This window comes from Neobacillus sp. S1227, from assembly GCF_055385255.1.
Map to the genome: position 1 here is coordinate 482685 of NZ_AP038276.1, position 24643 is coordinate 507327.

Sequence of the window (24643 nt, forward strand, 5' to 3'; positions counted from 1 at the left end):
TATTTGTTTTTTACTGAAATTTGACTCTATCATCCTACTTGATGGGTTTGGTGACAACTATCTTGTAAGGTTTTGTAACATGGATTTTTTTCTCATTTTAAAAAAATCAGTTAATAAGCGAGCCGGCGCAACGTTTCCGCGAGCACATCAATTCCATTTTCCAGTGCTTGATCATTTGTATACTCAAGGGGGGAATGACTGATTCCTGCCTGACTCGGAACAAATACCATCGCAGTTGGAACAACAGCTGCCACGACCTGGGCATCATGAGCCGCCCCACTATGCATGAGCTTGTACGGAATATTCCTTTCTTCACAGCATTCGCTCAAGAGCTTAATGATCTTTTCATCCATCGGGACGGGTTCAGAGGTAAACCAAGTTTCGATTTGCACCTCGACCTTTTGTTGTTCTGCTATGGAGTGGATTTCTGCTGCTGCCAGGCTGGTGAACGTTTCTAATACGGATGCATGGATGTGGCGGATATCTAGGGTAAATGTTGCTTTTCCAGGGACGACATTGGGAATGTTTGGCTCTAATTCAAACTTACCTACTGTGGCAACGAGAGGATCCCTAGCTTCATCAGCCAGCGTCATCACCCGGCTAATCATCATGCTGGCCGCTTTCATGGGATCACGGCGATAGCTCATTGGCGTTGTTCCCGCATGATTGGTTTCACCTTGTATGGTCACAAGAAATCTGCGCTGGCCTACAATGGAGTGAACGATTCCAATTTCTTTGTTTTCCTTCTCAAGGACACTGCCTTGTTCAATATGCAGCTCAATAAAAGCTTTCACATCATGTTTCGGTTGCTGTTTGCCTGAATAGCCAAACGCAGTCATTGCTTCTATCATGGATACGCCTTCAGCATCCATAATGCCCTCTACATCTTTTAGCCTCGCTTGGCCAAACATGTTTCTGCTTCCCCACATGGCATATGGAAAACGGCTCCCTTCTTCTTCTGCAAAGGCAACAAGCTGAAGCGTTTTTTTTGGCTGCCCATATTTTTTGAGAAGTAGGATGATGGCCAGCGCTCCACCTATAATTCCATACTGGCCGTCATAAATTCCCCCATTTACCACACTATCCAAATGCGAGCCCGTCAACACCACTTCATGCGGTAAACTGGAGCCTTCGATACTCGCAAGCAGATTTCCAGCGGCATCAATCTCAACAGAAAAACCTTCCTTCTCCAGCCATTCTTTTAATGCCTGCTGTGCCTGCAGCCAGGAATCCGTGTAAACAAGCCGGGTAATCCCATCTTCGGCCGTTTTTCCGTACTCGGCAAGCCATTTTAATAATGGGTGACAGGCACCATTTGTGGACATCGTTTTAGAGTCATTTTCTTTTACATTATGTTTTGACATAAAATCATCCTTTCGGAAAACAACTAGTGTTTTGTGTTGTTTTCTTTTATTTTGGTTTCTATCATCGTATTGAAGGCAGTGGTATTGCAAGTTATTTGTTAGGTTTTCTTACACAATACTTTAAAACTCCTAATCTTTTGTTATGATTAGGGACAATATTAATTTTAAAGAGGTGAGTATGGAACATGGCGGGAGCAAAAATCATCACGAACGGTAAAATTGTAACTGGAAATGGACTAGTGGAAGGAGAAATCATGATTACGGAGGGGAGGATTTCGTTGATTGGAGAGGCCATACCAAGGATGAACGCGATAGAGGTGATTGACGCTAAGGGGCAGTATATCCTTCCTGGTATGATCGATACTCATGTTCATATGAATGAGCCTGGCCGAACAGACTGGGAGGGGTTTGTAACCGGTTCGAGTGCGCTTGCTGCTGGAGGCGTAACTACTTATATTGATATGCCGCTTAACGCATTACCGGCCACTACGACAAGGGAAGCCCTTGAGGAGAAGGAGAAACTCGCTTCCGGCAAAAATTATATTGATTACGCTTTTTACGGTGGGCTGACTCCTGATAACCTTGATGATTTAGAAGCACTTGCAGATGCTGGAGCTGTTGCATTTAAGTGTTTTCTATCAACCTATCAAACGGGTGTGCCAGGGGATTTCAGGAGCATTGATGATTATACCCTTTTGGAAGGTATGAAACGAATTGCAACACTTGGGAAAATCCTGCTCATTCATTGTGAAAATGACCAAGTCACGGATGGTTTGGAAAAGAAAAAAATTGAAGAAGGGAAAACGAGTACCTACGACTTTGTCGATTCTCGTCCAATCCTGGCAGAAGCCGAAGCGGTATCACGGGTGATTTTGTTTGCAAAAGAGACAGGCTGTCCTGTACATATCGTTCACGTCAGTTCCGCCGAGGCAGTTCATTTAATTCAAAAAGCAAAGCTGGAGGGTATTAATATTACACTTGAATCATGCCCGCACTACTTCGCTCTGAATGCTGATGATTTGGGGCGTATTGGTTCTGTGGCTAAATGCCAGCCACCACTTCGTTATCCAAGGGAACAGGAAGCACTTTGGGAATGCCTGCTTGATGGAAAAATAGATTGGATCAGTTCTGACCATTCCCCTTGTACAGCGGATTTAAAACAAGGAAACATATTCGAAGCACACGGTGGAATTTCGGGCGCCCAAAATAGTGTTGACGTGATGTTTGATTTAGCCGTGAAGAAGCGCAGAATGAGTGTCGATTATTTTGCCAAACTGATTGCAACTCATCCTGCTAAAAGATTCTCATTGCAGGGGAAAGGGGAAATTGCTGTCGGTTTTGACGCTGACCTTATATTTATCGACCCTGACCAGTCCCATACTGTTCGTAAAGAGAATCTGTATTACAAAAATCCTCATAGTCCGTATATCGGAATGAATATTGGGGCTTGTGTTACCAAAACCTTCCTGCGCGGAAAATTAGTCTATAGTCTGGGGGAAGGAATCGTTGGGGAACCGCAGGGGGAGCAGGTGATGCAAATAGAAGAGGGAGAAAATTCTTATAAAATTCATCGGAAATTTCTGTGTTCAAAATAATTATGAATTCCTGTGTTAGTAAAAAACCAGACTCAATATTTCAGAGTCTGGTTTTTTATAGATAATTTTTTAAGCTAAGCGCATTTTAAAATCTTGATATCCAAATTCACGAACAATTTTGCAATCGCCGTCTTTGCCTTTTACTGCAATGGCAGGAAGTCCCATGCCGTTGAAGGTAGTATTTTTAACCATGGTATAGATGGCCATATCACCGAACACCAAGCGGTCGCCGCTTTTTAATGGCTGGTCAAATGAATAATCGCCAATCACATCGCCTGTCAGGCAAGTCTGCCCGCCAAGACGATATGTATATGGCTTCTCGCCGGCTTCCCCTGAACCAAAGAGAGGAGGGCGGTAAGGCATTTCTAATACGTCAGGCATATGACAGGTTGCAGACGTGTCAAGAATAGCGATATCCATTTTGTTTTGATGTAAATCAAGGACAGATGTAATCAGATAGCCAGCATTTAGAGCAATTGCTTCGCCAGGCTCAAGATATACTTCCAAGCCGTACTTTTCTTGCATTCTTTTAATACAAGCTTCTAGTCTAGGAATATCGTAATCTTCTCTTGTAATATGGTGGCCGCCGCCAAAGTTAATCCATTCCATTTGCGGGAGCCATTCGCCAAATTTTTCTTCGACTGCATTTAGAGTTGTTTCTAGGTCGTCAGAATTTTGCTGACAAAGGGTGTGGAAATGAAGACCTGACACACCTTCAAGTAATTCTGGACGGAAAAGTTCTCTAGTGACGCCGAAACGGGAACCAGGTGAACATGGGTCATAGATCGCATGTCCAACTTGGGTGGAGCATTCCGGATTGATGCGCAAGCCCACTTTTCGGCCCGCTTTCAAGGCTTTATCCTTAAATTTTTCTAACTGTGAGAAAGAGTTAAAGATAATATGGTCACAAATCGAAATGATTTCATCAATTTCATCTTCACGGTAGGCAGGGGCAAAGACGTGATTCTCTTTGCCCATTTCTTCGTAGCCTAATCGTGCTTCAAACAAACCGCTTGCTGTAGTACCACTTAAATATTGTCCAATGAGGGGATACATTGTTGTCATAGAAAAAGCTTTTTGCGCTAAAACAATCTTCGCTCCGGTACGCTGCATAACGCCGTTAAGGATTTTAAGATTTTTTTCAACAAGCTCTTCATCGACTACATAACATGGTGTTGGCAGTTCTTCAAACCGCATTTTAGCGAACTAGCTCCGGCTTTTTTGCGTCTTCTGGCAGTTCATCAACAAGAACTGGATTGAAATCCTCTACCCATGGAAGTCCCCATTTGTTTAACTCTTCCATGAATGGATCTGGATCGAATTCTTCGATATTGTAAACGCCAGCTTTGTTCCATTTGCCCGTTAAAATCATGGCAGCGCCGATCATGGCTGGAACACCTGTTGTATAGGAAATAGCTTGAGAACCAACCTCTTTGTAGCACTCTTGGTGGTCACAAACATTGTATACGTAATAAGTTTTTTCTTTGCCGTCCTTTTTCCCTTTGAAGATACAGCCGATGTTAGTTTTACCAACTGTACGAGGTCCAAGGGAAGCAGGATCTGGTAATACTGCTTTCAGGAACTGAAGCGGAATGATTTGCTTTCCTTCAAATTCGATTGGTTCGATAGAAGTCATTCCAACGTTCTCAAGAGCTTTAAGGTGCATAAGGTAGCTTTGGCCGAATGTCATGAAGAAACGGATACGCTTAAGTCCTGGCATGTTTTTCGCAAGGGATTCAAGCTCTTCATGATATAGAAGATACATATCCTTTTCGCCAACTTCCTTGAAGTTGTATACGCGTTTGATTTCCATTGGCTCCGTTTCAATCCATTCTCCATTTTCCCAATAACGTCCGTTAGCAGAAACCTCACGGATGTTGATTTCTGGATTAAAGTTAGTCGCGAACGGATAGCCATGGTCGCCGCCGTTACAATCGAGGATGTCGATGTATTCAATTTCATCGAAATAATGTTTTAATGCATAAGCAGAGAATACGCCTGTCACGCCTGGGTCAAAGCCGCTTCCTAAAAGGGCAGTAATACCGGCTTTTTCAAAGCGCTCTTTGTATTCCCATTGCCATTTGTATTCAAATTTAGCAGTATCTTCAGGCTCATAGTTAGCTGTGTCCATGTAATGTGTTTTAGTAGCAAGACAAGCATCCATGATGGTTAGGTCTTGGTACGGTAACGCCAGGTTCATAACGATATCTGGTTTTACTTCATTAATTAACGCGATTAGCTCATCAACGTTGTCTGCATTTACTTGAGCAGTGGTAATTTTTGTTTTGGTTGTGCCGTCTAATTTAGCTTTAAGCTCGTCACATTTTGATTTTGTACGGCTTGCAATACAAATCTCTTCGAATACTTCGCTGTTTTGAACACATTTATGAACGGCAACAGATGCTACGCCGCCAGCCCCGATAATAAGTGCTTTACCCATTTTGATATCCCCTCACTTAGTAATATTTTTCCAACAAAAAAAGCAAGTGTAATTCGCATATTATCGCGCACAACACTTGCTTTAGATATAGTCGTCATATTAAAAAGCATAAGTATACCGTCGTAAAAATGCACGGATACCTCTACCATAATCGTCAATTGGACATTATGAAGAAAGCTAATTAATATTCAAATATATCAAATTTGATCAGAGTCTATATAGCAAATAATTACTTTTACTACTCTTATTGACCGTTTCACAAGTTGTGTGCATATGCACTGGTTGTAAAGTAACCAACTTATAAAATTTGAGCTTTTAACTCAATCAATAAGGCAACCAAGTTGCCAATCGGCATTTGACCCGGCGAACCGTTGCCTTAACTCCCGTTAGGAAGTGGTCAAAATTATCTGCTTGGAAAGACTCAAGAATAAGATATATTTTAGCTTTCCAAAATAACGCTTCTTCATATTATCCATATATGAGATAAATGTCAATAGATTTTTAAACTTTTTTTAAATTAACAAAAATTGGTGGTGTTTGGGGACTGTTCTAATACATCAAATAAACGCAAAGGGACGGTTCTTCAACTTCAAAATGAAGCTGAGGAACCGTCCCCATGTTTTAATTTCTGATCAGATAATCAAATGCGCCTAAGGCTGCAGTTGCTCCTGATCCCATTGAAATGATGATTTGTTTGAATGCGCTGTCGGTACAATCGCCTGCAGCAAAGACTCCAGGGATGGTCGTAGCGCCGTGCTTGTCCACAATAACTTCACCGAAGCGAGTACGTTCAACCGTACCTTCTAACCATTCGGTGTTAGGAACAAGGCCGATTTGAACGAACACACCTTGTAATTCAACATGGTGTTCTTCGCCGGTTGCACGATCAATATAGGTAATACCGTTTACTTTGTCAGTACCGGTAATTTCTTTTGTTTGTGCGTTCTTGATGACTGTTGCATTAGGAAGGCTGTTTAGGCGGTCTTGCAGGACGGAATCAGCCTTCAGCTCCGGAGCAAATTCAATAACAGTTACGTGTTTGACAATACCCGCAAGGTCAATTGCAGCCTCAACGCCGGAATTACCTCCGCCGATAACAGCAACGTCTTTGCCGGCAAACAATGGACCATCACAGTGAGGGCAGTAGGCAACACCCTTGTTTTTGAATTCAGCTTCGCCTGGAACACCGACATTACGCCAGCGTGCACCTGTTGAAAGGATGACTGTCTTACTTTTTAGAACAGCGCCGTTTTCAAGCTCAACTTCGACAAGGTCATTTTTTTCCAGGCGTTTCGCACGCTGTAAATTCATAATATCAACGTTGTACTCTTTCACATGCTCTTCGAGACTCGCTGCAAGCTTAGGACCTTCAGTGTATTTCGTGCCGATTAGGTTCTCGATACCCAGAGTGTCCATCACCTGTCCGCCGAAGCGTTCTGCCACAATACCAGTGCGAATGCCTTTACGTGCAGCGTAAATTGCCGCACTGGCACCAGCAGGACCGCCGCCGATAACAAGAACATCGAATGGCTCCTTGTTAGCAAACTCGGATGCATCTGGTTCACTGCCAATCTTGGCAAGGATCTCTTCTAGTGACATACGGCCGCTGCCGAAGCTTTCACCATTTAGGAAAACCGTTGGAACAGCCATGATGTCTTTGCTCTCAACTTCTTCTTTAAATGCCGCACCATCAATCATTGTATGAGAGATGCCGGGGTTAAGAACGCTCATCACGTTCAGTGCTTGTACAACATCAGGACAGTTGTGGCAGGTTAGGCTAACGTAAGTCTCAAAGTGATATTCACCTTTTATGTTTTTCACTTGGTCGATGACTTTTTGGTCAACCTTCGGTGCTCTTCCGCTAACCTGAAGCAGTGCCAACACTAGGGAAGTAAATTCGTGTCCAAGTGGGACTCCGGCAAATGTTACCCCCGTGTCTTCTCCAATCCGATTTACACTAAAGCTTGGCGTTCTCTGCAATTCTGTTTTCTCAACCTTAATACGGGTTGACATGGCAGCTAATTCATCCGTTAGGGCCAGCATGTCACGAGACACATCATCAGATCCAGCGCTAACTTTAAGTTGCACATCGCCCTCCATCATTTGAAGATATTGGGCTAGTTGTGCTTTTATATCTGCATCTAGAATCATGGTTAGGACTCCTTAAATTTTGCCAACTAGATCAAGGCTAGGCTTAAGAGTTTGAGCTCCTTCTTGCCATTTAGCAGGGCAAACTTCACCTGGGTTGTTGCGAACGTATTGTGCAGCTTTAATCTTGTTAACGATTGTGCTTGCATCACGGCCAATGCCATCTGCATTGATTTCCATTGCTTGGATAACACCGTCCGGATCGATGATGAAAGTTCCGCGTTGTGCAAGACCTTCTGCTTCGTCAAGCACATCGAATGCACGAGTAACCTTTTGGGAAGGGTCGCCGATCATAACATACTCGATTTTGCTGATAGCTGGTGAGTGATCATGCCATGCTTTATGAGTGAAGTGAGTGTCTGTTGAACAAGAGTATACTTCAACGCCAAGATCTTTTAGAGTTGCATATTGGTTTTGCAGGTCTTCTAATTCAGTCGGGCATACGAATGTGAAGTCTGCTGGATAGAAGCAAAGGACGCTCCATTTACCTTTGAAAGTTTCTTCAGAAACTGAGATAAACTCACCGTTTTGGTAAGCTTGTGCTAAGAATGGTTGTACTTCTTTACCGATTAAAGACATAATGTGATTCCTCCTGTGTTTTAAATAGTTCACTTTAGCAGTATAGCCAAAATTACAGAAACTAATTATTATGCTTTTAATTATAATTAGTTTTTTAAAATAATTCTAATACAAGAGATATTATTATATAAATATTGTCGTTTTGTCAAGGAGAATGAACTCTTATTTAAAATAATTAGCACCAATTAATATGCTGACAAAAAAACTCTAATTTTCAATTGTTATTAGCATTTCTCAATTAAATGATTCAAAAGAACCGTCCCCATTCATCTTTTTTGGATACAATGAATAAATGAAGGAGTGAAACAAGTGGCAGCGGAAAAAGACTTTGAGTTACGTTTACAAAATATTGCGCTTTTATCATCCACTTTGTATTCGGGAATTGAAATTTTCCTTGTCCTTGATGGTGAATTAGTGATTGAAACGAATAGCCGATTTTATCACCTTAAAGAATATGATTACCTTGTTATTAACCGAAATCAAATATATCAAGTCCAAGGTACGAAGAAAAATACGGTATTGACATTAAGTATTTCTGATTCTTTTATTTCGCAATATTATCCGGAGTACCGTCGTTATCAATTTGAATTGTTTTCCCGGCAAATAGATAGAGGTAAAGAAAATTTGATGTTGGAAATGCGGAAACTACTTGCACAATTAATGGTTATTTATTGTAGACAGGAAGAAGGCTACCGTCTTGAAATGCACGAAATGCTTTGTAAGATTTTAATCACTTTAATTCGACGATTTAAAAAGCAGGGAAGGATTTCTGAGAATATTCATGTCGAGGATACCAGGCTGAAACAGATTATCTTATATCTTGAACAGCATTATGAAGAACAGCTCGCATTAGAGGACGTTGCTCATAAATTTTATCTGTCTCCCAGTTATTTCTCTCGATATTTTAAACAGCAATTAGGTACAGGCTTTATCAATTTTTTAATGAATATTCGTTTAGAGCACAGCGTTAAGGATTTGCTCTATACAACCGAATCAATTACGTATATATCATTGAAAAATGGCTTTCCTAATACCAAATCTTTTTCGAATTTGTTTAAAAAGGTTTATGGGGAAACGCCGCATACCTTTCGTGAAAAACACTCACAGGAAAAAGTTGTTATAGTTGAAAGCCTTCTGCTGCAAGAATCAGAGATCCTTCTTAGTTCTCCTGATATATTAATGAAATTAGGCGTTGTTATAGCAGAAGGTGAAACTACTAAACCCTTTAGTAATACGGAAACTGGCTTTGAAGAGCTAGAAATTGATGTGAGTTCGGTAAACAGAAAAATATTAAACCATCCGAATAATATTTTAATGATTGGCGAACTGAGGGAATTACTGAAGAAACCCGTTCGAACACAAGTACTGTTAGCAAAAACAGATTTACAAATCAAATATGTTGGAATTCAGAAATTACTGAGTGGGAGGACAATCTCTCCAGCGGTAGAAACAGATGAATTAATACCGACGACATCACCGTATTATAATTCAGATGAAGTCATTCAGTTTATGAAAACGAATGATTTGTCCTTATATATTCAAGTAAACTATGCCGAAATATCATCCGATGAAAATGTTTATCTTCATAAACTGCAGAGCTTTTTAAAACACTGCTTACAAGTATTCGGTGAAAGTTATCTTGCCACATGGTGCTTTTTATTTTCAGAGACATTTGATCAGGTTTTTGAGAGTAAACAATTAGAGAAATTTTATTTGAAACTACGGAATTTAATAAAAACAGAAATTCCTTCGATTGAAGTAGGGGCGTTTTTACCTTTTTCATTTACCGCAGGTACAACAAATGACCAGTATAAATGGATTTTGCAGCAAGCTGCGGAAATTGATTTTATCTCCTATAAAGTGAGCCCTAATGAAGTGATCGATTTTAAAGAATTAATCGACCATCATTATGGATTAGCAAAAGATTTTATAAAGGAAAAAACGGCAAAATTAAAGCAATATTTAAAAGCACATTCCATTGAGAAGCCGCTGCATTTGCTGACTTGGAACACCATTTCAGGAAATACCCGTTATACGAACGGAACCTTTTTCCGGGGTGCTTTAATCTTGAATGATGCCATTAAAGTTTCAGCTGACGTGAAAACGCTCGGTTTCTGGATTAATACCGAAACACATGAGCAAAATATCGGAGGAAAAGATCTTCCTCTAGAAGGAATGGAGTTGTTTCATTATTTTAATGGCAAGCGGCCTGTCTATTATGCCATGTCATTTTTCAAAAAATTGCAAGGTAAAGTAGTCGCAAAGGGATCGTCATATATCATGACAGAAAATGAACTCGGCTATCAGCTTGTGTTAATGAACAGTAATATTGTGAACCCCTATTTTTCAAATGAAGAAACTTTTCTGCAAAAATTAATGAGAGAAACGCGGGTTACGATTAGAGGAATTCCTAGTGGTGAATATCAAATACGCAAATATGTCTTTGATAAAGACCATGGGGCCCTTTATAAAAACTGGCGGGAAAACAATAGTAAATATGGGATGGACCAAGAGATTATTGACTATATTATCCGGACAAGCCATCCAAGTTTAGAGGTTTTTGATGAAATGATTGATGAGGAGTGGTCGTTTTACTCCTATCTAACTATTAATGCGGTTCACTTTTTTGAAATAAGAAAAGTAATTCTATAAGGTAAAAAATTGACCGTGAAATTTTGCGTTCCTATTTTTCAAGTTAATAAATGCCTTTGACGATACCGTAATCTGCACAAAAAATGACTCCATTTAAAAGGGGTCATTTTTTTATAATAGAGGCACAAGATGATTTAAATCACCTGTTTTACTTTTAAAAGTTTGCAGTTTAACCAAGACACAAAAAACAAATTATATTGGTCAAGGAGGAATTTATGATGACCTATAAAGGTTCTAATAAATTAATTACCGGGATTGTGTTTGGCGTTATTACATTCTGGCTGTTTGCACAAGCAATGGTCAACGTCGTTCCATCTGTTCAAGCAGATTTAGGGGTATCGCTCGAGGCGTTGAATGTTGCGATTAGTTTAAGTGCTTTATTTTCAGGGATGTTTATTGTAGCTGCGGGCGGGCTCGCAGATAAAATAGGCCGTAAAAAAATTACTAATATTGGATTGATTTTAAGCATTATCGGCTCACTTTGTTTAGTGTTTGCCCAAGGGGCGGTTCTTCTAATTATCGGACGTATCATTCAAGGCTTATCTGCAGCATGTATTATGCCGGCAACCATTGCGTTAGTAAAAGCGTATTATGAAGGAGCGGACAGGCAGCGGGCATTAAGCTTTTGGTCCATCGGTTCTTGGGGAGGATCAGGGGTCTGTTCGTTCGCCGGGGGCGCAATTGCTACCTACATGGGATGGAGATGGATTTTTATTTTTTCCATCATATTTGCTCTTCTTGGTATGTTCCTAATCAAGGATACTCCAGAGAGTAAGGGAGAAACATCTGGTGCTTTTAAATTCGATTATGCGGGCTTAGTCATCTTCATTATTACCATGCTTGCGTTAAACGTATTTATCGCTTTTGGAGCAGATTTAGGCTGGACAAGCCCAACCACCATCATTCTTGCAACAGTTGCGATTGTTGGAGCAATTGTCTTTTTCAAGGTTGAAAAAAACAAAGATATCGTACTAATTGACTTTTCTTTATTTAAAAATAAACCATATGCAGGAGCAACCTATTCAAACTTCCTATTAAATGCGATTGCAGGCACACTTGTTGTCGCAAACACTTACGTACAAGTCGGCAGGGGATTCACAGCCTTCCAATCAGGTATGCTTTCACTCGGCTACTTGGTTGCTGTGTTAGCCATGATTCGTGTTGGAGAGAAAATTCTTCAAAAAGTTGGGGCAAAGAAACCAATGATTTGGGGAACGATTATTACAACTGTTGGCGTTGCAATGATGGGATTAACCTTTTTGAATGACTTACCATATACCATTGCCGTGTTTATTGGCTTTGCTTTATTTGGCCTGGGACTTGGAATTTATGCAACACCTTCTACTGATACTTCAGTATCCAATGCCCCGTCCAATAAAGTGGGGGAAGCAGCTGGAATTTATAAAATGGCAAGTTCGCTTGGCGGCGCCTTCGGTGTGGCGATTTCCGCAACGGTATACAGCACAATGGCGGCCGTTACCAGCATTGAAGTCGCAGCAACCGCAGGTGTGATCGTGAATGTGATCTTTGGTGTGCTGGCACTGTTATCAATTATCGTCATGGTTCCGCAAAATGCAGGGAAAGAGAAAGAGCGGGAGCGTGTAATAATGGCCAAACCCCAAGCAAGTTAATGTGCGGAGAATTTTTGCAAAAAAGATTGAATGGAGGAACTGGTAATGAAGAACAAACTAATGGAAATGTTAGAAGAGCGTAAAGAAGAAATGATAGAAATTCGCCGATATCTTCATGAACATCCTGAACTATCGTTTGAAGAAGAAAACACAAGCAGATATATCGAAGAATTTTACAAAGGGAAAGATGTTAAGGTCGATCGGAAAGTGGGCGGCGGCAATGGATTAATTGTGACGATAACAGGCGGAAAGCCAGGGAAGACGATTGGATTACGCGCTGATTTCGATGCCCTGCCTATTTTTGAAGAAACAGATGTACCATTTAAATCAAAAAAACCGGGTGTCATGCATGCCTGCGCACATGACGGCCATACTGCCTATCTCATGGTTCTGGCAGACTGTTTAATCCAGTTAAAGGATGAAATTCCTGGTACGATTAAAATTATTCACCAGCCTGCTGAAGAAGTACCGCCAGGCGGCGCAATCGGCATGATTGAATCAGGGCTGCTTGATGATTTGGACAATATTTTCGGTATTCATTTACTGCCTATGGGACCTTCCGGGGTTGTTGGATATAACAGCGGATTTGTCTTTCCAGGGCGTGCCTATTTTAAATTAAAGGTCCAAGGGGTAGGCGGTCATGGTTCTTCGCCGCATTTAGCCAATGATGCGATTGTCGCCGGAGCTCATTTTGTAACGGCTGTTCAAACCGTTATCAGCCGCCGCTTAAACCCATTTGATATGGGCGTCGTCACCATTGGGTCATTTGATGGGAAGGGCACCTTTAATGTCATTAAAGATAGTGTGGAAATTGAAGGCGATGTTCGGGCCATGACAGATGAAACCCGGGAGTTAATCGAAGCAGAAATTCGCCGTATTTCAAAAGGGGTTGAGGAAGAATTTGATGTCACTTGTGAGTTGACGTATACACCAGACTATCCGCCGCTTTATAATAATCCGGAACTTACGGGGATGGTCGCAGAGGTTCTCAAGAACGCAAATGATAAAGATATTACAGAAGTAAGGGAATTTCCAAAGTTGTCTCCATCCGAAGACTTTGCACACTATGCAAAAAAATTCCCGGCCTGCTTCTTCTACATTTGCTGTACACCAAAAGGGGTGGAAAAACCATACTTCAACCACCATCCTAAATTCGATATCGACGAAGATGCCCTTTTAGTGGCCGCAAAAGCTGTCGGCCAGGTTGTTTGCGGTTATTATGGAATATGATGGAAGGGGGTGGTTCTTCTGCCTCAAAAAATAAAGCAGAAGAACCTTCCCCAGGATTTACCTTTTGTTTAGTCTTCTTTATAAAAGCGCTCTCCGGTCTCAGGATTGAAGTAAACGACTAATTTTTTATTTGTGGTTGGATCAATGGAAACTTCATTTGTTCGGATGAAGCCTTTAGGTACTTGCTGTCCATGTTTATTCTTGAAGCGGCGGTCCCAAATGAACCAGGAGAGGATGATAAGAATAATCAGGATGAAGAGTTGGATGCCGTAAAAACCTAAAATCCACTTCATGTTTATTCTTTTTCCGCAACAACAGCTGTTCCGTAAGCAACAATTTCACTCATATTCTGTCCGATTTCGCCCGAGTCAAAGCGCATCATAATAATTGCGTTTGCCCCCATTGTCGCAGCATTCTTCACCATCCGGTCGATTGCTTGTTTTCTGGCATCTTCAAGCATTTCCGTATACTGATTGATCTCCCCGCCTACAAGCCCCTTTAAAGAAGCCATGATATCCTTACCAATTCCTCTCGCCCTGACAGTTAACCCAAATACAGGACCTAATACTTCTGTCACTTTATGATTTGCAATATTTTCGGTTGTAACGATAATCATACTGATCCGCCCCTTAACAAAAATAATACCTACATGTCTATTTTACTTTCCATTGGATATAAATACCATTACTTTTATTGTGCAAAGGGCCGGTTCTTCTGCTAAAAAATGAAGCAGAAGAACCGGCCCTTTTGTCATCTTTAATAAACTATAACTGGCTCATAGGCACTGAGGTTATTGTACACGGTTTTCATAACGCTTGGCGGTGTGTTGACGCAGCCGTGTGATCCTGACGCAAGATAGGCTTTACTTCCCCAATTTGTCCGCCAGCTGGCGTCGTGGAATCCTTGGCCGTCATTTGTAAATGGTGCCCAATAATTAACATCAACCTGATAAGTGATTTTTCCATTTTCTCTTCCGGTTAGGACGGCAGGTGTTTGCTTATAAAGGATATAATGCACTCCTGGTGTTGTGCCATGACCGGTGTTCTGCGTACCTGTTACGACATTCGTCGTGACAACTAATTGTCCATTTTTGTATATCCAAATCCGCTGCTCGGCAATGGAGACTTCGGCATAAGTATCGCCAATACCATTATTCGTAATCGTATCATATCCGTAGCCTTCACCTTTCCAGCCCTTACCGTAAATATTGGAGGCGTCAACAGATTTCTCCCCATTTTCAAAAGCCTCCTGAATCCTCGGTATTTCTTTATCTACGTTTATGGCCCAGCCATAGCCTTTCCCTTTTACCGATATCATTGAACCTGAATGGGTCTTGAATGAGAAATCTTTATTCAACGTGGATTGTGAATTATTAATTTCAGCGATCTTATTCTTTATATCACCTGCATCATCAATCTTAATCTGCAAATCTTTAGAAATGGACGCGTTTTTAATTAATTCGCTGGCCTTTAACGAATAAACTTTATCCTGAACCTTATATTCAACGGATTGCGCAAGGAATGCCTCGAGCTTTTTCTGTTGATTTTTTATCATCTCGCTGTCTTCTTTAATGGGCTGTATATATGTAGGATTAAGATGGATTTCACTAGTGTATTCCTGCTTATCGAAGTCCTTTAGAAGACCGGCAACATCTAACTGTTCACCGCCAACGCTGTTAGTGACAACAATCTTCCCTTGTTCTAAATGAATCGTTGCATCTTTTGGTGCGTTTAAAGTCGGATTCATGGATAGCAGCTTTTCTTCCAACTGTTTTTTCAAAGTCTGGTTTCGGTACTGGTCCTGATTCACTGGCTGTAATGAATAATCTTTTGCTTTTGAAGACGGAAAAAACGTCCATTGGTCCTTTAATAATTTTTTAACATCGGCCAAATCTTTGTCTGTGAATGCCATCTTCGTATCTTCACCATCTAAAATTTGCTGGTCGCCGATATAGACCACATTTTTTAATTCGGAAGTTTTTAATGTTTCCAGCGCTTGCCCAGCACTCATTCCACTGACTTTGATGCTATTAATCTTGATATTTGAGTTAAAGTGGGTGGCCTGATAATAGCTGCCTGCTGCAATGACTGCAAGACCAACGATGATACTTCCTGTGATGAACTTCCAGTTTGCAAACCGTTTTGTTGGATTTGCGCGTTGTTGATTGATTTCATTAATATTTACCGTACTTTCCAAAAAGAATCCCCCCACCCTAGGTAATTTCAACTATCAATCTTATAGACGTTAAATATGTTGATTGTGTTTCAAGTTTTACTATTTTTTAACAAAAGCATTAAATTGTAACTACTATTCTACTAAATGTAATCGTCAAACATTGTCGTTTTTTGTTTGCTCATAAAAAATATTGGGATATGTATGATGGGGCACTTAAAGCTTCCATTTTCATAAAGTGAATTAATCAAGTATGGAGGAGTAAACAAATTGAACTATATTGAAATGATCCCAGGAAGATTGTACGCAGGGGGGAGTATTTCTTCCGATGACTGGGACTTTGTTAAAAGAAAAATATCAGCAATCGTAAACCTGCGCATAACCCCTGATCAGCCTGAATTTGATTTTTCAAGGAGAGTTATGATTTGGTCCCCAATCTTTCTTTGGGTTAAACCAAGTGTGGAATGGTTAGATAATTTGATGAAACAAATAAACAAGCTGATGGACAGGGGGCATCGAGTTTTAATCCATTGCAGGTTTGGCATACACCGAACGGGTTTTGTCCTAACGGCTTTTTATATGTACCGATATCGGTTAGATTGTGAACAGGCGCTGCGGAAGGTCAGGAAAAGGAAACCAGATGTCGCACCACCGCCCATTTATATGGAAGTATTATCAAGATACGAAAAATTTCTGGGTCTAAAATGATGCATGGGGACGGTTCTTCTGCCTCAGCGGCAGAAGAACCGTCCCCATATTTCATTTCACTTCCCTTAAGCCCTTGCCATCATGAATCTCTTGAATCCCTTCCTCACAAACTCCGTATGAACGCCAGGAGCATGTTTCACAGATGGTTTGAATATCGGCGGGGACGACAAACTTTCGGATGTGCGTTTCGATCTCTTCCCAACTCAGGATCTGTCCGATGGTAAGCCCCATTTTTTCTAAAATGGCCGCATCTCTTACATAAATATGATTGTCTTCACAATGGTATTGCCCAGAGTTTGGGAATTTTTCACACAACTGATCAGGTCCATTGACAAGATGAATTAAAGTCGTGGGGTTATTCCTCAAGTTTTGATGCAAACGTGTCATATTCTTCACATATTCTTCAGAATAACCCATTCCTCGATAGCCAAGAAGGCAAAAAAGATGATGACCCCGAAGCCTATACAAATTTATCCCCCCAATATATAGGTTATTTAGTTTTAAATGTTAACTTGGTAATATTTTGGTTAACATATTATTCACATCATACCACATTAAGCACGATGCATGGGGACGGTTCTTCCGCTTAATGAAGCAGAAGAACCGTCCCCATGTCTCAGTTAAACACTTAAATACTGAATAACTTCCTCTTCGACAATCTGGTCTGCATGACCTTCGTAAACAATGGATCCATGATCAATGACATATATATAGTCAGCGACGCTTTTGGCAAATTCCAAGTTTTGTTCAACGAGGATCATAGAGGTTTGCCCTTTTTGTTTAATCGTATGAATGACTTCTTGTATTTCCTCTACAATGTTGGGCTGAACTCCCTCTGTTGGCTCATCCAATAGTAGAAATGATGGTTGGGAAACAAGGGCTCTTGCCAGAGCAAGCTGCTGCTGCTGCCCGCCGCTTAAATCTCCGCCATTTCTTTTCGAAAAATCTTTTAGTATAGGGAAGAATTGATAAATCTCTTCGTCAATTGTTTTTCTCTTTTCAGAGCTGGCCTCGAGACCTAACAGTAAATTTTCATAAACGGTTAGTTTAGGGAAAATTTCACGGCCTTGTGGCACATAACCAATTCCTTTTTTCGCTCGGGCCGAAGGAGATTTTTTCGTAATATTTTCACCTTTAAAAAAGATGTCTCCATGTTTGGGAGGAAGGATTCCCATGATTGCTTTTAAAATGGTTGTTTTTCCAACCCCATTTCTTCCTATAAGACATACCACCTGGTTTTTGTCTGCCTGTAAGCTGGCGTTTCGGACAACCATGCTGTCACCGTAACCGACTTCAATTTGCTCGAGCTTTAACATGCTTATCCTCCTTTTTTCCCAAGTACACTTCACGCACCTTTGGATTGTTTTGGACTTCTTGCATACTGCCTTCACATAACAGCTGCCCACCGTGCATGACCGTTACAATATCCGCAAATTCTCTGACGAAGTCCATGTCGTGTTCAACGATGAGGACAGCTCGTTCCTTTGCAATCTGGCGAATCAGTTCACCTGTCTTATTCCGTTCAGATTTTGACATCCCCGCAATCGGTTCGTCTAAAAGAACCAATTCGGGTTCCTGCAGGAGGACCATGGCGATTTCAAGCCATTGTTTCTGTCCATGGGCAAGTGACCCTGCTTTTCGGTTTTGTTCAGAGGTCAATCCAATGAGCTTCAGCATATCGGAAATCCTCTTTTCCTGATTCCCTGTGACCACTGCTTTCAAGGTGGCAAAAAGGCCTTTATTTTGTTTCATGGAAATCATTAAATTTTCATAGACGGTTAAATTGGAGAAAATGGACGGCGCCTGGAATTTCCGCCCGATGCCTTTACGGACAATTTGATATTCTTTCATTTTTGATAGATTAAATTGATTTTTAAACAGTACTTTTCCTTCTGTAATAGGAGTTTTTCCGCAAATAATATCCAGTAGGGTGGTTTTTCCGGCACCATTTGGGCCAATGACAAAATGGACCCGGTTCTTTAATACTTGAAAATCAAGATTTCTGATCGCCTTAAAACCATTGAAACTAACTGATATGTTTTTTGAGTGGAGAATGACTGGACTGTTTTCCAACATGGGACGGCCACCTTTCCTTGATATTTTTCCACAAGCCAGAAATGCCATTTGGCAAAAATACGACGACAATTACGAATAAAAACCCGAGGAAATATGTCCAAATGTCTGGATAAGATTCACTAAAGCCTGTTTTCGCACTGTTAACCAGAATCGCTCCAATGATAGGTCCAATTAATGTCCCCCGTCCTCCCAAGGCAACCCAAAGCACCATCTCCACAGAGGGGATAATACCCATCATGGCGGGGGAAATGATACCAACCTGAAGAACAAACAGCATCCCTGCAAGCCCGGCAAATCCAGCGGAAAGGGCATAGATAAAAGTTTTATAAACAGATGGGTCGTACCCGATAAACCGGAGGCGGTTTTCACCATCGCGAATCGCGATTAACACTTGGCCGAGCCGGCCGTTAACGAGTTTTGTGCAAATTAGATAAGATAATGCCAGCATAACGACTGTAACAAAATAAATGATAGTTTGTGTCATTGGGGAAGATAGAGAAAATCCAAAAAAGGATGTGAATCCAGTCAATCCATTAGTCCCGCCAGTAAGTTCCTGCTTACCAATAAATAAGGTTACAACAATAACAGCAAGTGCTTGTGACAAGATGGTAAAGTAGACACCATTAATTCGATTTCGAAATGTTAAAAATCCTAATATCGCCGCGATAAAAGTAGGAATGAAGATTCCTAGTAAAATGGCGATAATCGGATTTTGAAAAAGAATCCAAAATCCCGGCAGTTTCTGGATGCCGCTCCACTGCATGAAGTCAGGAAGGCCGCCATGGGCTGCTTCCAGTTTTAAATACATGCCCATCGCATAGGCACCTAAGCCAAAATAGACTCCGTGACCCAAGCTTAATACTCCTGTATAGCCCCACAATAAATCCAATCCCAGTACAACAATGGCGAATGCCAAATATTTACCTAACAAGTTCAGACGAAATTCGGATAAGAAAAGGGGAGCTATTAAAAGCAGCAAAAGTAAGAGTCCAAAAACGATTACCTTTTTATTTGCCATTAATTTTTGCATAAATCAACGCTCCTACATCATATTTTTAATCCAGTGCCCGCGAGCGGGAACGAACAAGACCGGCCGGTTTCCATTGCAAAAAGGCAATAATCATCATAAAAATCAATACTTTTCCGATCGACGTCGATGTCAGGTACTCAAGGACTGTATTAAAGAAACCAATTCCGAATGCCCCAGCAACAGATCCGGCCAAGGCTCCGACGCCTCCAACGACAACCACCATGAATGCATCAATAATATAGTTTGTTCCGATGGTCGGTCCGATTGGGCCAAGAAGGGTTAAGGCGCATCCGGCAATGCCGGCAAAACCGGAGCCAATTGCGAAGGTGATCACATCGACTTTCCGTGTTCTAATGCCAAGGCACTCTGCCATTTGCCGGTTTTGCATAACGGCACGGATTTTACGCCCATTGGCAGTTCGGTAAAAATACAGATAAATAGAAATAAGGCAAATGACAACAAGACCAATGATAAAGATCCGAGTATAAGGCAAAACAAGCTCTCCTAGTTGAAGCCCGCCATCCAAAAAGTGGGGAGCCTTTACCCCAACATTTGGTGCACCGAAAATGGATCTGGCCAACTGTTGGAGAATTAACCCAACACCCCATGTAGCTAGTAAACTGTCGAGCGGCCGATTATATAAAAAGCGGATGAGGGTCACTTCAATGATCATTCCGAAACCTGCAGCGATAAGAAAAGCAACTGGGATGGACAACAGAAAGTAGTAGTCCAAATATTTTTCAGGGAGGGCACTTGCAAAAAAAGACTGCATTACATAAGTGGTATAGGCCCCCACCATGATAAGTTCACCATGTGCCATATTGATGACTCCCATTAAGCCAAATGTAATCGCGAGCCCAAGGGCAATTAGCAGCAATATGGACCCCAAACTTAGACCGTTAAAAAGAGTTAATAAGGTTGATGCCATTTGGAAACCTCCTTTGAAACATACAGGATGAAAAAAAGGGAAGAAGGAAGAATCCTTCTTCAAGACTTTAATGATAAGTATAAAAATTCCGACCTTTAGAATTGCAGAGCCCCAGCGACAAGTGTATTTCTATTTACTTAATTTGGAAGCCCAATCATATCCTTTTAAATATGGATCTGGCTTTAAGGCCTCTCCTGAATTCCAAACCTCTTTGAATTGACCGTCCGCCTGGATTTCTCCGATTCTGACTGTTTTGTATACGTGTTGATTGTCGCCATCAATTTGGACGGTTCCTTCAGGGGCGTTAAATTCAATGCCTTTTGCCGCTTCTTTCACTTTATCAACATCTGTGGAACCTGCTTTTTCCACCGCTTTTGCCCATAAATATACCTGGAAATATGCTGCTTCAATTGGATCATCTGTTACGCGGTCTTCGCCATATTCCGCTTTGTAATTCTTTACGAATTCCTTGTTTTCAGGGGTGTCGGTTGTCTGGTAATAATTCCAGCTTGCCAGATGGCCATTTAAGTTATCGGCACCAATTCCTCGTATCTCTTCTTCCGCTATACTTACTGATAACACGGTGATGTCTTTGGAAGTGATCCCGGCATCCTTTAATTGTTTGAAGAAGGCCACGTTGCTGTCGCCATTCAATGTATTAAAAATGACTTGAGGTTTATCCTTTTTAATTTTTGCAATAACGGTGTTATAGTCTGTATGTCCAAGCGGCGTGTATTCTTCGCCGGCCAATTCGCCGCCTTCTGCCTTTAATTGTTCCTTAATGGCTGCGTTTGCTGTTCTAGGGAAAACATAATCGGAACCTAGTAAGAAGAATTTAGTTCCTCGGTTTTCTAACAGCCATTCCACTGCAGGGACAATTTGCTGATTCGGTGCAGCCCCTGAATAGAAAATGTTTGGTGAAGATTCCATTCCTTCATATTGCACTGGATACCAAAGCAATCCATTGTTTTCTTCTACGACGGGAAGCATCGCTTTACGGCTGGCAGATGTCCATCCTCCAAAAATAGTGGCAACCTTGTCTTTTTGTAAGAGCTTTTTTGCCTTCTCGGCAAAGGTTGGCCAGTCAGAAGCGCCGTCTTCAACAACCGGTTTAATCTTCTTGCCAAGTACGCCGCCTTTTTCGTTAATTTCCTTAATTGCCAAGAGCTCAGCATCACGGACAGAGGTTTCACTAATCGCCATTGTTCCGCTTAATGAATGTAAGATTCCTACTTTAATAGTGTCGCTTGATTGTGAAGAAGACGATCCTTCTTCACTTTTGGTTGATGAGGATTGTTCGCCTGAGCAGGCTGTTAATACGAGTAACATTGTTCCCAACAGTAAAGCTAACAATCTTTGACTATGTTTCATATCTTTCCACCTCTTTTTTCTGATTTTTGTTAATATTTCTTACAAAACATAGATTATCAGTTAAAAATTGTATTTTCTATAAACGTGTTAGATCTCATGACATGGATTTGTGAGGTTTGTGTGGAATGAGGGGGAAATGGCATTAATTATTCTTGATTGATATGTTAGATTATCCTCCTGTATCTTCTTAATGAAAAAAGGATGTCCCATAAGGGTAAACCCCTTATGAGACATCCTTTTTTATGATGCATGGGGACGGTTCTTCTGCCTCATGATGCAGAAGAACCGTCCCCATGTTTCACACTACTTTAATATAAAAATAGATATCCTGCCCGACCTTTTTCGGTTCCGCTAGTAGTTTATAGCCGTGTTTGACGGCTTCCTCCGGCACACTGCGGAAGGATTGCGGGCAGTCCGCGATGACCTGTAATACTTCCCCGATTTTCATAGACTTTAGCGCATCCAGCGCATAAATGACAGGGTAAGGTCAAGGCTCGCCGCGAATGTCTAACGTGTAGTTAACATCCATCACCTGTGACATGGATTAAGCCTCCTTTGTAACGTGAGAAATCCGTTCTTTCTTTTCGTGTGTGATTCCAGTCCCATAACGGAACTTCTTTTCCCACCAGTTTGAAAGTAAAAACCAAACAAGCAGCATAACCATTGTACCGACAAGGGCTCCTGCTGGTCCCCATTGTTCGATTAAGTTTACCTTCGGCCAATTTTCCCCAAGGGCGTGGAAAATCCCAAGGTGGTCCCAGCCGTATGCCAAGAAAGTAGCTCCGACGATATTTCCTGCACCGACAACCCAGAATAATAATTGACCTTCCATTGCCCGGTACATCATGCCCGTTTCACAACCGCCGGCAAGAACAATACCAAATCCAAATAACAGCCCGCCAATTACGGTACTAGGAGCTGCAATTTTGATGAGAGCAATAGAGCCGTTTTGAATATAAATAAATGTTATCACGACACTAATCATCATCCCGACGGCAATGGCTTTTGACATAACGGCACGGCCGCTGATCCATAAATCGCGGAAAGCAGAAGTGAAACAAATTTGTCCGCGTTCAATGAGAATGCCGAACAAGGCACCAGCTATACATGCGACCGCCAAAAGAGTTTTGCCTGCTGCGAAAAAGTAAAGGATGACACCAATATAAAGACAGGCAAAGATTACGCCCAAGATAGGCTGGATGTTCCTTTTTGGGTCATGCTCGGTAACAACAGGGGTCATCGTCCCTTTCATCAGTGTTGGTTTGCCTCGCCACCATTTTGTGTTCACAACCTTAACACCAAAAAAGGTCCCGATTGCAGTGGCTGCCATAAAAATCCATGAATGAAATGAAAACTGAGGGACGCCTGTGAAAAAGGCGGCTAAGTTACAGCCAAGAGCGAGACGAGCGCCAAACCCTGCTATAATTCCGCCAATAAATCCTTGAACCAGCCGCCTTTTTTGTTTCGGAACTCGGATTTTGAAACTGTTGCTTAAGAGAATCGTAATGAGTGCGCCAGCCAGCATCCCAATGACAATCCAGCCATCTGTTCGGCTGACGGGAGTTCCTTGGAGGCCGACAAGTTGAAAGTAGGCCCAATCCGAAACATCGACACCGAACCACCCTAAAATATGTCCGCCCAATCTTGTGAATTCCCCAGTGACAGCCCAAACAGTACCCGTAATGCCAAAATACAGTGCACTAACTAATCCTGCAATACTAATAGCTACATAGGGATTCCAATATTCTTTGAAGACTTTTGCGTAAATTTTCATAATGCTGCAACACCCCTATCATTTTTTTCTTCAAAAAAAATGTGAAATAAAGCAATAGTTCGTATACATAACAAAAATGCCAAGGGTTAACTAGGCATTCTATAAAGAACTTCCATTACTAATGTTACTGAGATCTGATATTTATGCAATTCGATATATAGATGAATACGATTAATATCAATCGTTATTGGCGATATGAATAATTTTAGATTCCAGAAGTTATTGGTAAAATCAAAGATTCGATATCTAGATTCATAGAGGAATACTGGTTGGTATTGAGTGCAATAACGAATTCAATATAAGATTTACATGATAAATTTTAATATGGACATATTATTAATGTTCAAGATTAAAAATTATTCAGATGAGCGGGACGTAAAGTAAGTATATTTTGTATAAAGGTGATGTTTAAGTGGAGGCAAGAAAAGTTAGTGAAACACGAATTATTCATACGGATCAGGTCCTCATTAATGATTTAAACAATTATGATACATTATTTGGCGGGGTTTTAATGAAGAAGATGGATGCTTGTGCGACCCTTTCAGCCCGCAGGCATACGAGGGTTAAGCAATGTGTAACGGCATCGACCGACTCTGTTAATTTTCTGGAGCCAATTCGAGTAAGCGATTCGGTTTGTATCGAATCGTTTGTCACCTATACAGGAAGAAAATCAATGGAGATTTTTTGTAAAGTGATTGCGGAAGATCTTGAAACAGGAGAGCGGCGAATCGCAGCAAATGCATTTTTTACTTTTGTTCCTTTAGATGAAAACAAGAGGCCGCTTGAGGTGCCTGGAATTATTCCAGAAACAGAGGAAGAGAAATATTTATTTGAAACCGGAAAAGAACGTGAAAGAATCCGTAAGTTAAAAAGAGAACAAAATAAAGAACTTGTGTCTAGACTTACTATCAATAAACCATGGGATCAATAATTAAACCAAAGGAG

At 41.1% G+C, this 24643-nt stretch carries 22 protein-coding genes; 6 read left to right on the forward strand and 16 right to left on the reverse strand.

Features of this window, described 5'->3' with window-relative positions; genetic code table 11:
- Positions 1-110 precede the first annotated feature (110 nt).
- Positions 111-1364: an allantoate deiminase gene (gene allC / locus ACZ5AE_RS02430; RefSeq protein ID WP_464569153.1), complete on the reverse strand. Its 1254-nt coding sequence runs from the start codon at positions 1362-1364 to the stop codon at positions 111-113.
- A 185-nt stretch (positions 1365-1549) separates the two neighbouring features.
- Here allC and allB point away from each other — a divergent pair, with 185 nt between their 5' ends.
- On the forward strand, positions 1550-2959 hold the full coding sequence (gene allB, locus ACZ5AE_RS02435) for an allantoinase AllB (protein WP_464569155.1): 1410 nt from the start codon (positions 1550-1552) through the stop codon (positions 2957-2959).
- 69 nt (positions 2960-3028) lie between these two features.
- Here the strand turns inward: allB and nspC are convergent, their stop codons facing one another.
- From nspC to ahpC, 4 genes are all read right to left on the reverse strand, one after another.
- Entirely contained in the window at positions 3029-4156 is a 1128-nt protein-coding gene (nspC, locus tag ACZ5AE_RS02440; protein ID WP_464569157.1) for a carboxynorspermidine decarboxylase, read from the reverse strand.
- Position 4157: 1 nt separating this feature from the next.
- On the reverse strand, positions 4158-5399 hold the full coding sequence (locus tag ACZ5AE_RS02445) for a saccharopine dehydrogenase family protein (RefSeq protein ID WP_464569159.1): 1242 nt from the start codon (positions 5397-5399) through the stop codon (positions 4158-4160).
- A 621-nt stretch (positions 5400-6020) separates the two neighbouring features.
- Positions 6021-7550: an alkyl hydroperoxide reductase subunit F gene (gene ahpF, locus ACZ5AE_RS02450; RefSeq protein WP_464569161.1), complete on the reverse strand. Its 1530-nt coding sequence runs from the start codon at positions 7548-7550 to the stop codon at positions 6021-6023.
- Positions 7551-7562: 12 nt separating this feature from the next.
- Positions 7563-8126, reverse strand: a complete 564-nt coding sequence (ahpC, locus tag ACZ5AE_RS02455; RefSeq protein WP_464569163.1) for an alkyl hydroperoxide reductase subunit C — start codon at positions 8124-8126, stop codon at positions 7563-7565.
- Positions 8127-8435: 309 nt separating this feature from the next.
- Here ahpC and ACZ5AE_RS02460 point away from each other — a divergent pair, with 309 nt between their 5' ends.
- The 3 genes from ACZ5AE_RS02460 to ACZ5AE_RS02470 all read left to right on the forward strand — a co-directional run bounded on the left by ACZ5AE_RS02460 (position 8436) and on the right by ACZ5AE_RS02470 (position 13639).
- Positions 8436-10778 carry a helix-turn-helix domain-containing protein gene (locus ACZ5AE_RS02460; RefSeq protein ID WP_464569165.1) on the forward strand — a complete coding sequence of 781 codons (2343 nt, stop codon included), beginning with the start codon at positions 8436-8438 and terminating at the stop codon, positions 10776-10778.
- A 215-nt stretch (positions 10779-10993) separates the two neighbouring features.
- A complete protein-coding gene (locus tag ACZ5AE_RS02465) occupies positions 10994-12409 on the forward strand; it encodes an MFS transporter (protein ID WP_464569167.1) in 1416 nt (471 codons plus the stop codon).
- 45 nt (positions 12410-12454) lie between these two features.
- The gene (locus ACZ5AE_RS02470; protein WP_464569169.1) at positions 12455-13639 is read left to right on the forward strand and encodes an amidohydrolase; all 1185 of its coding nucleotides are present in this window, start codon (positions 12455-12457) and stop codon (positions 13637-13639) included.
- 68 nt (positions 13640-13707) lie between these two features.
- On the opposite strand, the gene ACZ5AE_RS02475 is transcribed toward ACZ5AE_RS02470, so the two are convergent.
- The 3 genes from ACZ5AE_RS02475 to ACZ5AE_RS02485 all read right to left on the reverse strand — a co-directional run bounded on the left by ACZ5AE_RS02475 (position 13708) and on the right by ACZ5AE_RS02485 (position 15835).
- Positions 13708-13932 carry a hypothetical protein gene (locus ACZ5AE_RS02475; protein ID WP_464569171.1) on the reverse strand — a complete coding sequence of 75 codons (225 nt, stop codon included), beginning with the start codon at positions 13930-13932 and terminating at the stop codon, positions 13708-13710.
- A gap of 2 nt (positions 13933-13934) precedes the next feature.
- Positions 13935-14255, reverse strand: coding sequence for a YbjQ family protein (locus tag ACZ5AE_RS02480; RefSeq protein WP_464569173.1), 321 nt, complete (start codon positions 14253-14255; stop codon positions 13935-13937).
- 140 nt (positions 14256-14395) lie between these two features.
- Positions 14396-15835, reverse strand: a complete 1440-nt coding sequence (locus tag ACZ5AE_RS02485; RefSeq protein ID WP_464569175.1) for a L,D-transpeptidase family protein — start codon at positions 15833-15835, stop codon at positions 14396-14398.
- Between the two features lie 246 nt (positions 15836-16081).
- Between ACZ5AE_RS02485 and ACZ5AE_RS02490 the strand changes: the two genes are divergently transcribed.
- Positions 16082-16519 (forward strand): protein-tyrosine phosphatase family protein, encoded by a 438-nt coding sequence (locus ACZ5AE_RS02490; protein ID WP_464569177.1) that lies wholly within the window; start codon positions 16082-16084, stop codon positions 16517-16519.
- A 51-nt stretch (positions 16520-16570) separates the two neighbouring features.
- On the opposite strand, the gene ACZ5AE_RS02495 is transcribed toward ACZ5AE_RS02490, so the two are convergent.
- The 8 genes from ACZ5AE_RS02495 to yedE form a co-directional block, all read right to left on the reverse strand.
- Positions 16571-16987 (reverse strand): DUF1284 domain-containing protein, encoded by a 417-nt coding sequence (locus ACZ5AE_RS02495; protein WP_464569179.1) that lies wholly within the window; start codon positions 16985-16987, stop codon positions 16571-16573.
- A 152-nt stretch (positions 16988-17139) separates the two neighbouring features.
- Entirely contained in the window at positions 17140-17835 is a 696-nt protein-coding gene (gene urtE, locus ACZ5AE_RS02500; RefSeq protein WP_464569181.1) for an urea ABC transporter ATP-binding subunit UrtE, read from the reverse strand.
- Complete coding sequence (gene urtD / locus ACZ5AE_RS02505) at positions 17813-18595, reverse strand: urea ABC transporter ATP-binding protein UrtD (protein WP_464569183.1); 783 nt, start codon at positions 18593-18595, stop codon at positions 17813-17815. Before urtD ends, urtE begins: the two co-directional genes overlap by 23 nt.
- A complete protein-coding gene (gene urtC, locus ACZ5AE_RS02510) occupies positions 18546-19625 on the reverse strand; it encodes an urea ABC transporter permease subunit UrtC (RefSeq protein WP_464569185.1) in 1080 nt (359 codons plus the stop codon). The genes urtD and urtC overlap by 50 nt, the downstream gene beginning before the upstream one ends.
- A 25-nt stretch (positions 19626-19650) precedes the next feature.
- Positions 19651-20553, reverse strand: coding sequence for an urea ABC transporter permease subunit UrtB (gene urtB, locus ACZ5AE_RS02515; RefSeq protein ID WP_464569187.1), 903 nt, complete (start codon positions 20551-20553; stop codon positions 19651-19653).
- 129 nt (positions 20554-20682) lie between these two features.
- Positions 20683-21924, reverse strand: a complete 1242-nt coding sequence (gene urtA, locus ACZ5AE_RS02520) for an urea ABC transporter substrate-binding protein (RefSeq protein WP_464569189.1) — start codon at positions 21922-21924, stop codon at positions 20683-20685.
- 298 nt (positions 21925-22222) lie between these two features.
- Positions 22223-22399 (reverse strand): sulfurtransferase TusA family protein, encoded by a 177-nt coding sequence (locus ACZ5AE_RS02525; RefSeq protein WP_284037878.1) that lies wholly within the window; start codon positions 22397-22399, stop codon positions 22223-22225.
- A gap of 69 nt (positions 22400-22468) precedes the next feature.
- Positions 22469-23698 (reverse strand): selenium metabolism membrane protein YedE/FdhT, encoded by a 1230-nt coding sequence (gene yedE / locus ACZ5AE_RS02530; protein ID WP_464569191.1) that lies wholly within the window; start codon positions 23696-23698, stop codon positions 22469-22471.
- A 412-nt stretch (positions 23699-24110) separates the two neighbouring features.
- Here yedE and ACZ5AE_RS02535 point away from each other — a divergent pair, with 412 nt between their 5' ends.
- On the forward strand, positions 24111-24629 hold the full coding sequence (locus ACZ5AE_RS02535; protein WP_464569193.1) for an acyl-CoA thioesterase: 519 nt from the start codon (positions 24111-24113) through the stop codon (positions 24627-24629).
- Positions 24630-24643: the final 14 nt, after the last annotated feature.

Excerpts from the sequence above, each read along its gene's own strand:
- urtA (WP_464569189.1), bottom strand. The coding sequence starts at position 21,924 with ATGAAACATAGTCAAAGATTGTTAGCTTTACTGTTGGGAACAATGTTA.
- ACZ5AE_RS02480 (WP_464569173.1), bottom strand. The coding sequence starts at position 14,255 with ATGATTATCGTTACAACCGAAAATATTGCAAATCATAAAGTGACAGAA.
- ahpF (WP_464569161.1), bottom strand. The coding sequence starts at position 7,550 with ATGATTCTAGATGCAGATATAAAAGCACAACTAGCCCAATATCTTCAA.
- ACZ5AE_RS02475 (WP_464569171.1), bottom strand. The coding sequence starts at position 13,932 with ATGAAGTGGATTTTAGGTTTTTACGGCATCCAACTCTTCATCCTGATT.
- urtE (WP_464569181.1), bottom strand. The coding sequence starts at position 17,835 with ATGTTAAAGCTCGAGCAAATTGAAGTCGGTTACGGTGACAGCATGGTT.
- ACZ5AE_RS02465 (WP_464569167.1), top strand. The coding sequence starts at position 10,994 with ATGATGACCTATAAAGGTTCTAATAAATTAATTACCGGGATTGTGTTT.
- urtD (WP_464569183.1), bottom strand. The coding sequence starts at position 18,595 with ATGTTGGAAAACAGTCCAGTCATTCTCCACTCAAAAAACATATCAGTT.
- urtC (WP_464569185.1), bottom strand. The coding sequence starts at position 19,625 with ATGCAAAAATTAATGGCAAATAAAAAGGTAATCGTTTTTGGACTCTTA.
- urtB (WP_464569187.1), bottom strand. The coding sequence starts at position 20,553 with ATGGCATCAACCTTATTAACTCTTTTTAACGGTCTAAGTTTGGGGTCC.
- yedE (WP_464569191.1), bottom strand. The coding sequence starts at position 23,698 with ATGAAAATTTACGCAAAAGTCTTCAAAGAATATTGGAATCCCTATGTA.
- ACZ5AE_RS02470 (WP_464569169.1), top strand. The coding sequence starts at position 12,455 with ATGAAGAACAAACTAATGGAAATGTTAGAAGAGCGTAAAGAAGAAATG.
- nspC (WP_464569157.1), bottom strand. The coding sequence starts at position 4,156 with ATGCGGTTTGAAGAACTGCCAACACCATGTTATGTAGTCGATGAAGAG.
- allB (WP_464569155.1), top strand. The coding sequence starts at position 1,550 with ATGGCGGGAGCAAAAATCATCACGAACGGTAAAATTGTAACTGGAAAT.
- ahpC (WP_464569163.1), bottom strand. The coding sequence starts at position 8,126 with ATGTCTTTAATCGGTAAAGAAGTACAACCATTCTTAGCACAAGCTTAC.
- allC (WP_464569153.1), bottom strand. The coding sequence starts at position 1,364 with ATGTCAAAACATAATGTAAAAGAAAATGACTCTAAAACGATGTCCACA.
- ACZ5AE_RS02445 (WP_464569159.1), bottom strand. The coding sequence starts at position 5,399 with ATGGGTAAAGCACTTATTATCGGGGCTGGCGGCGTAGCATCTGTTGCC.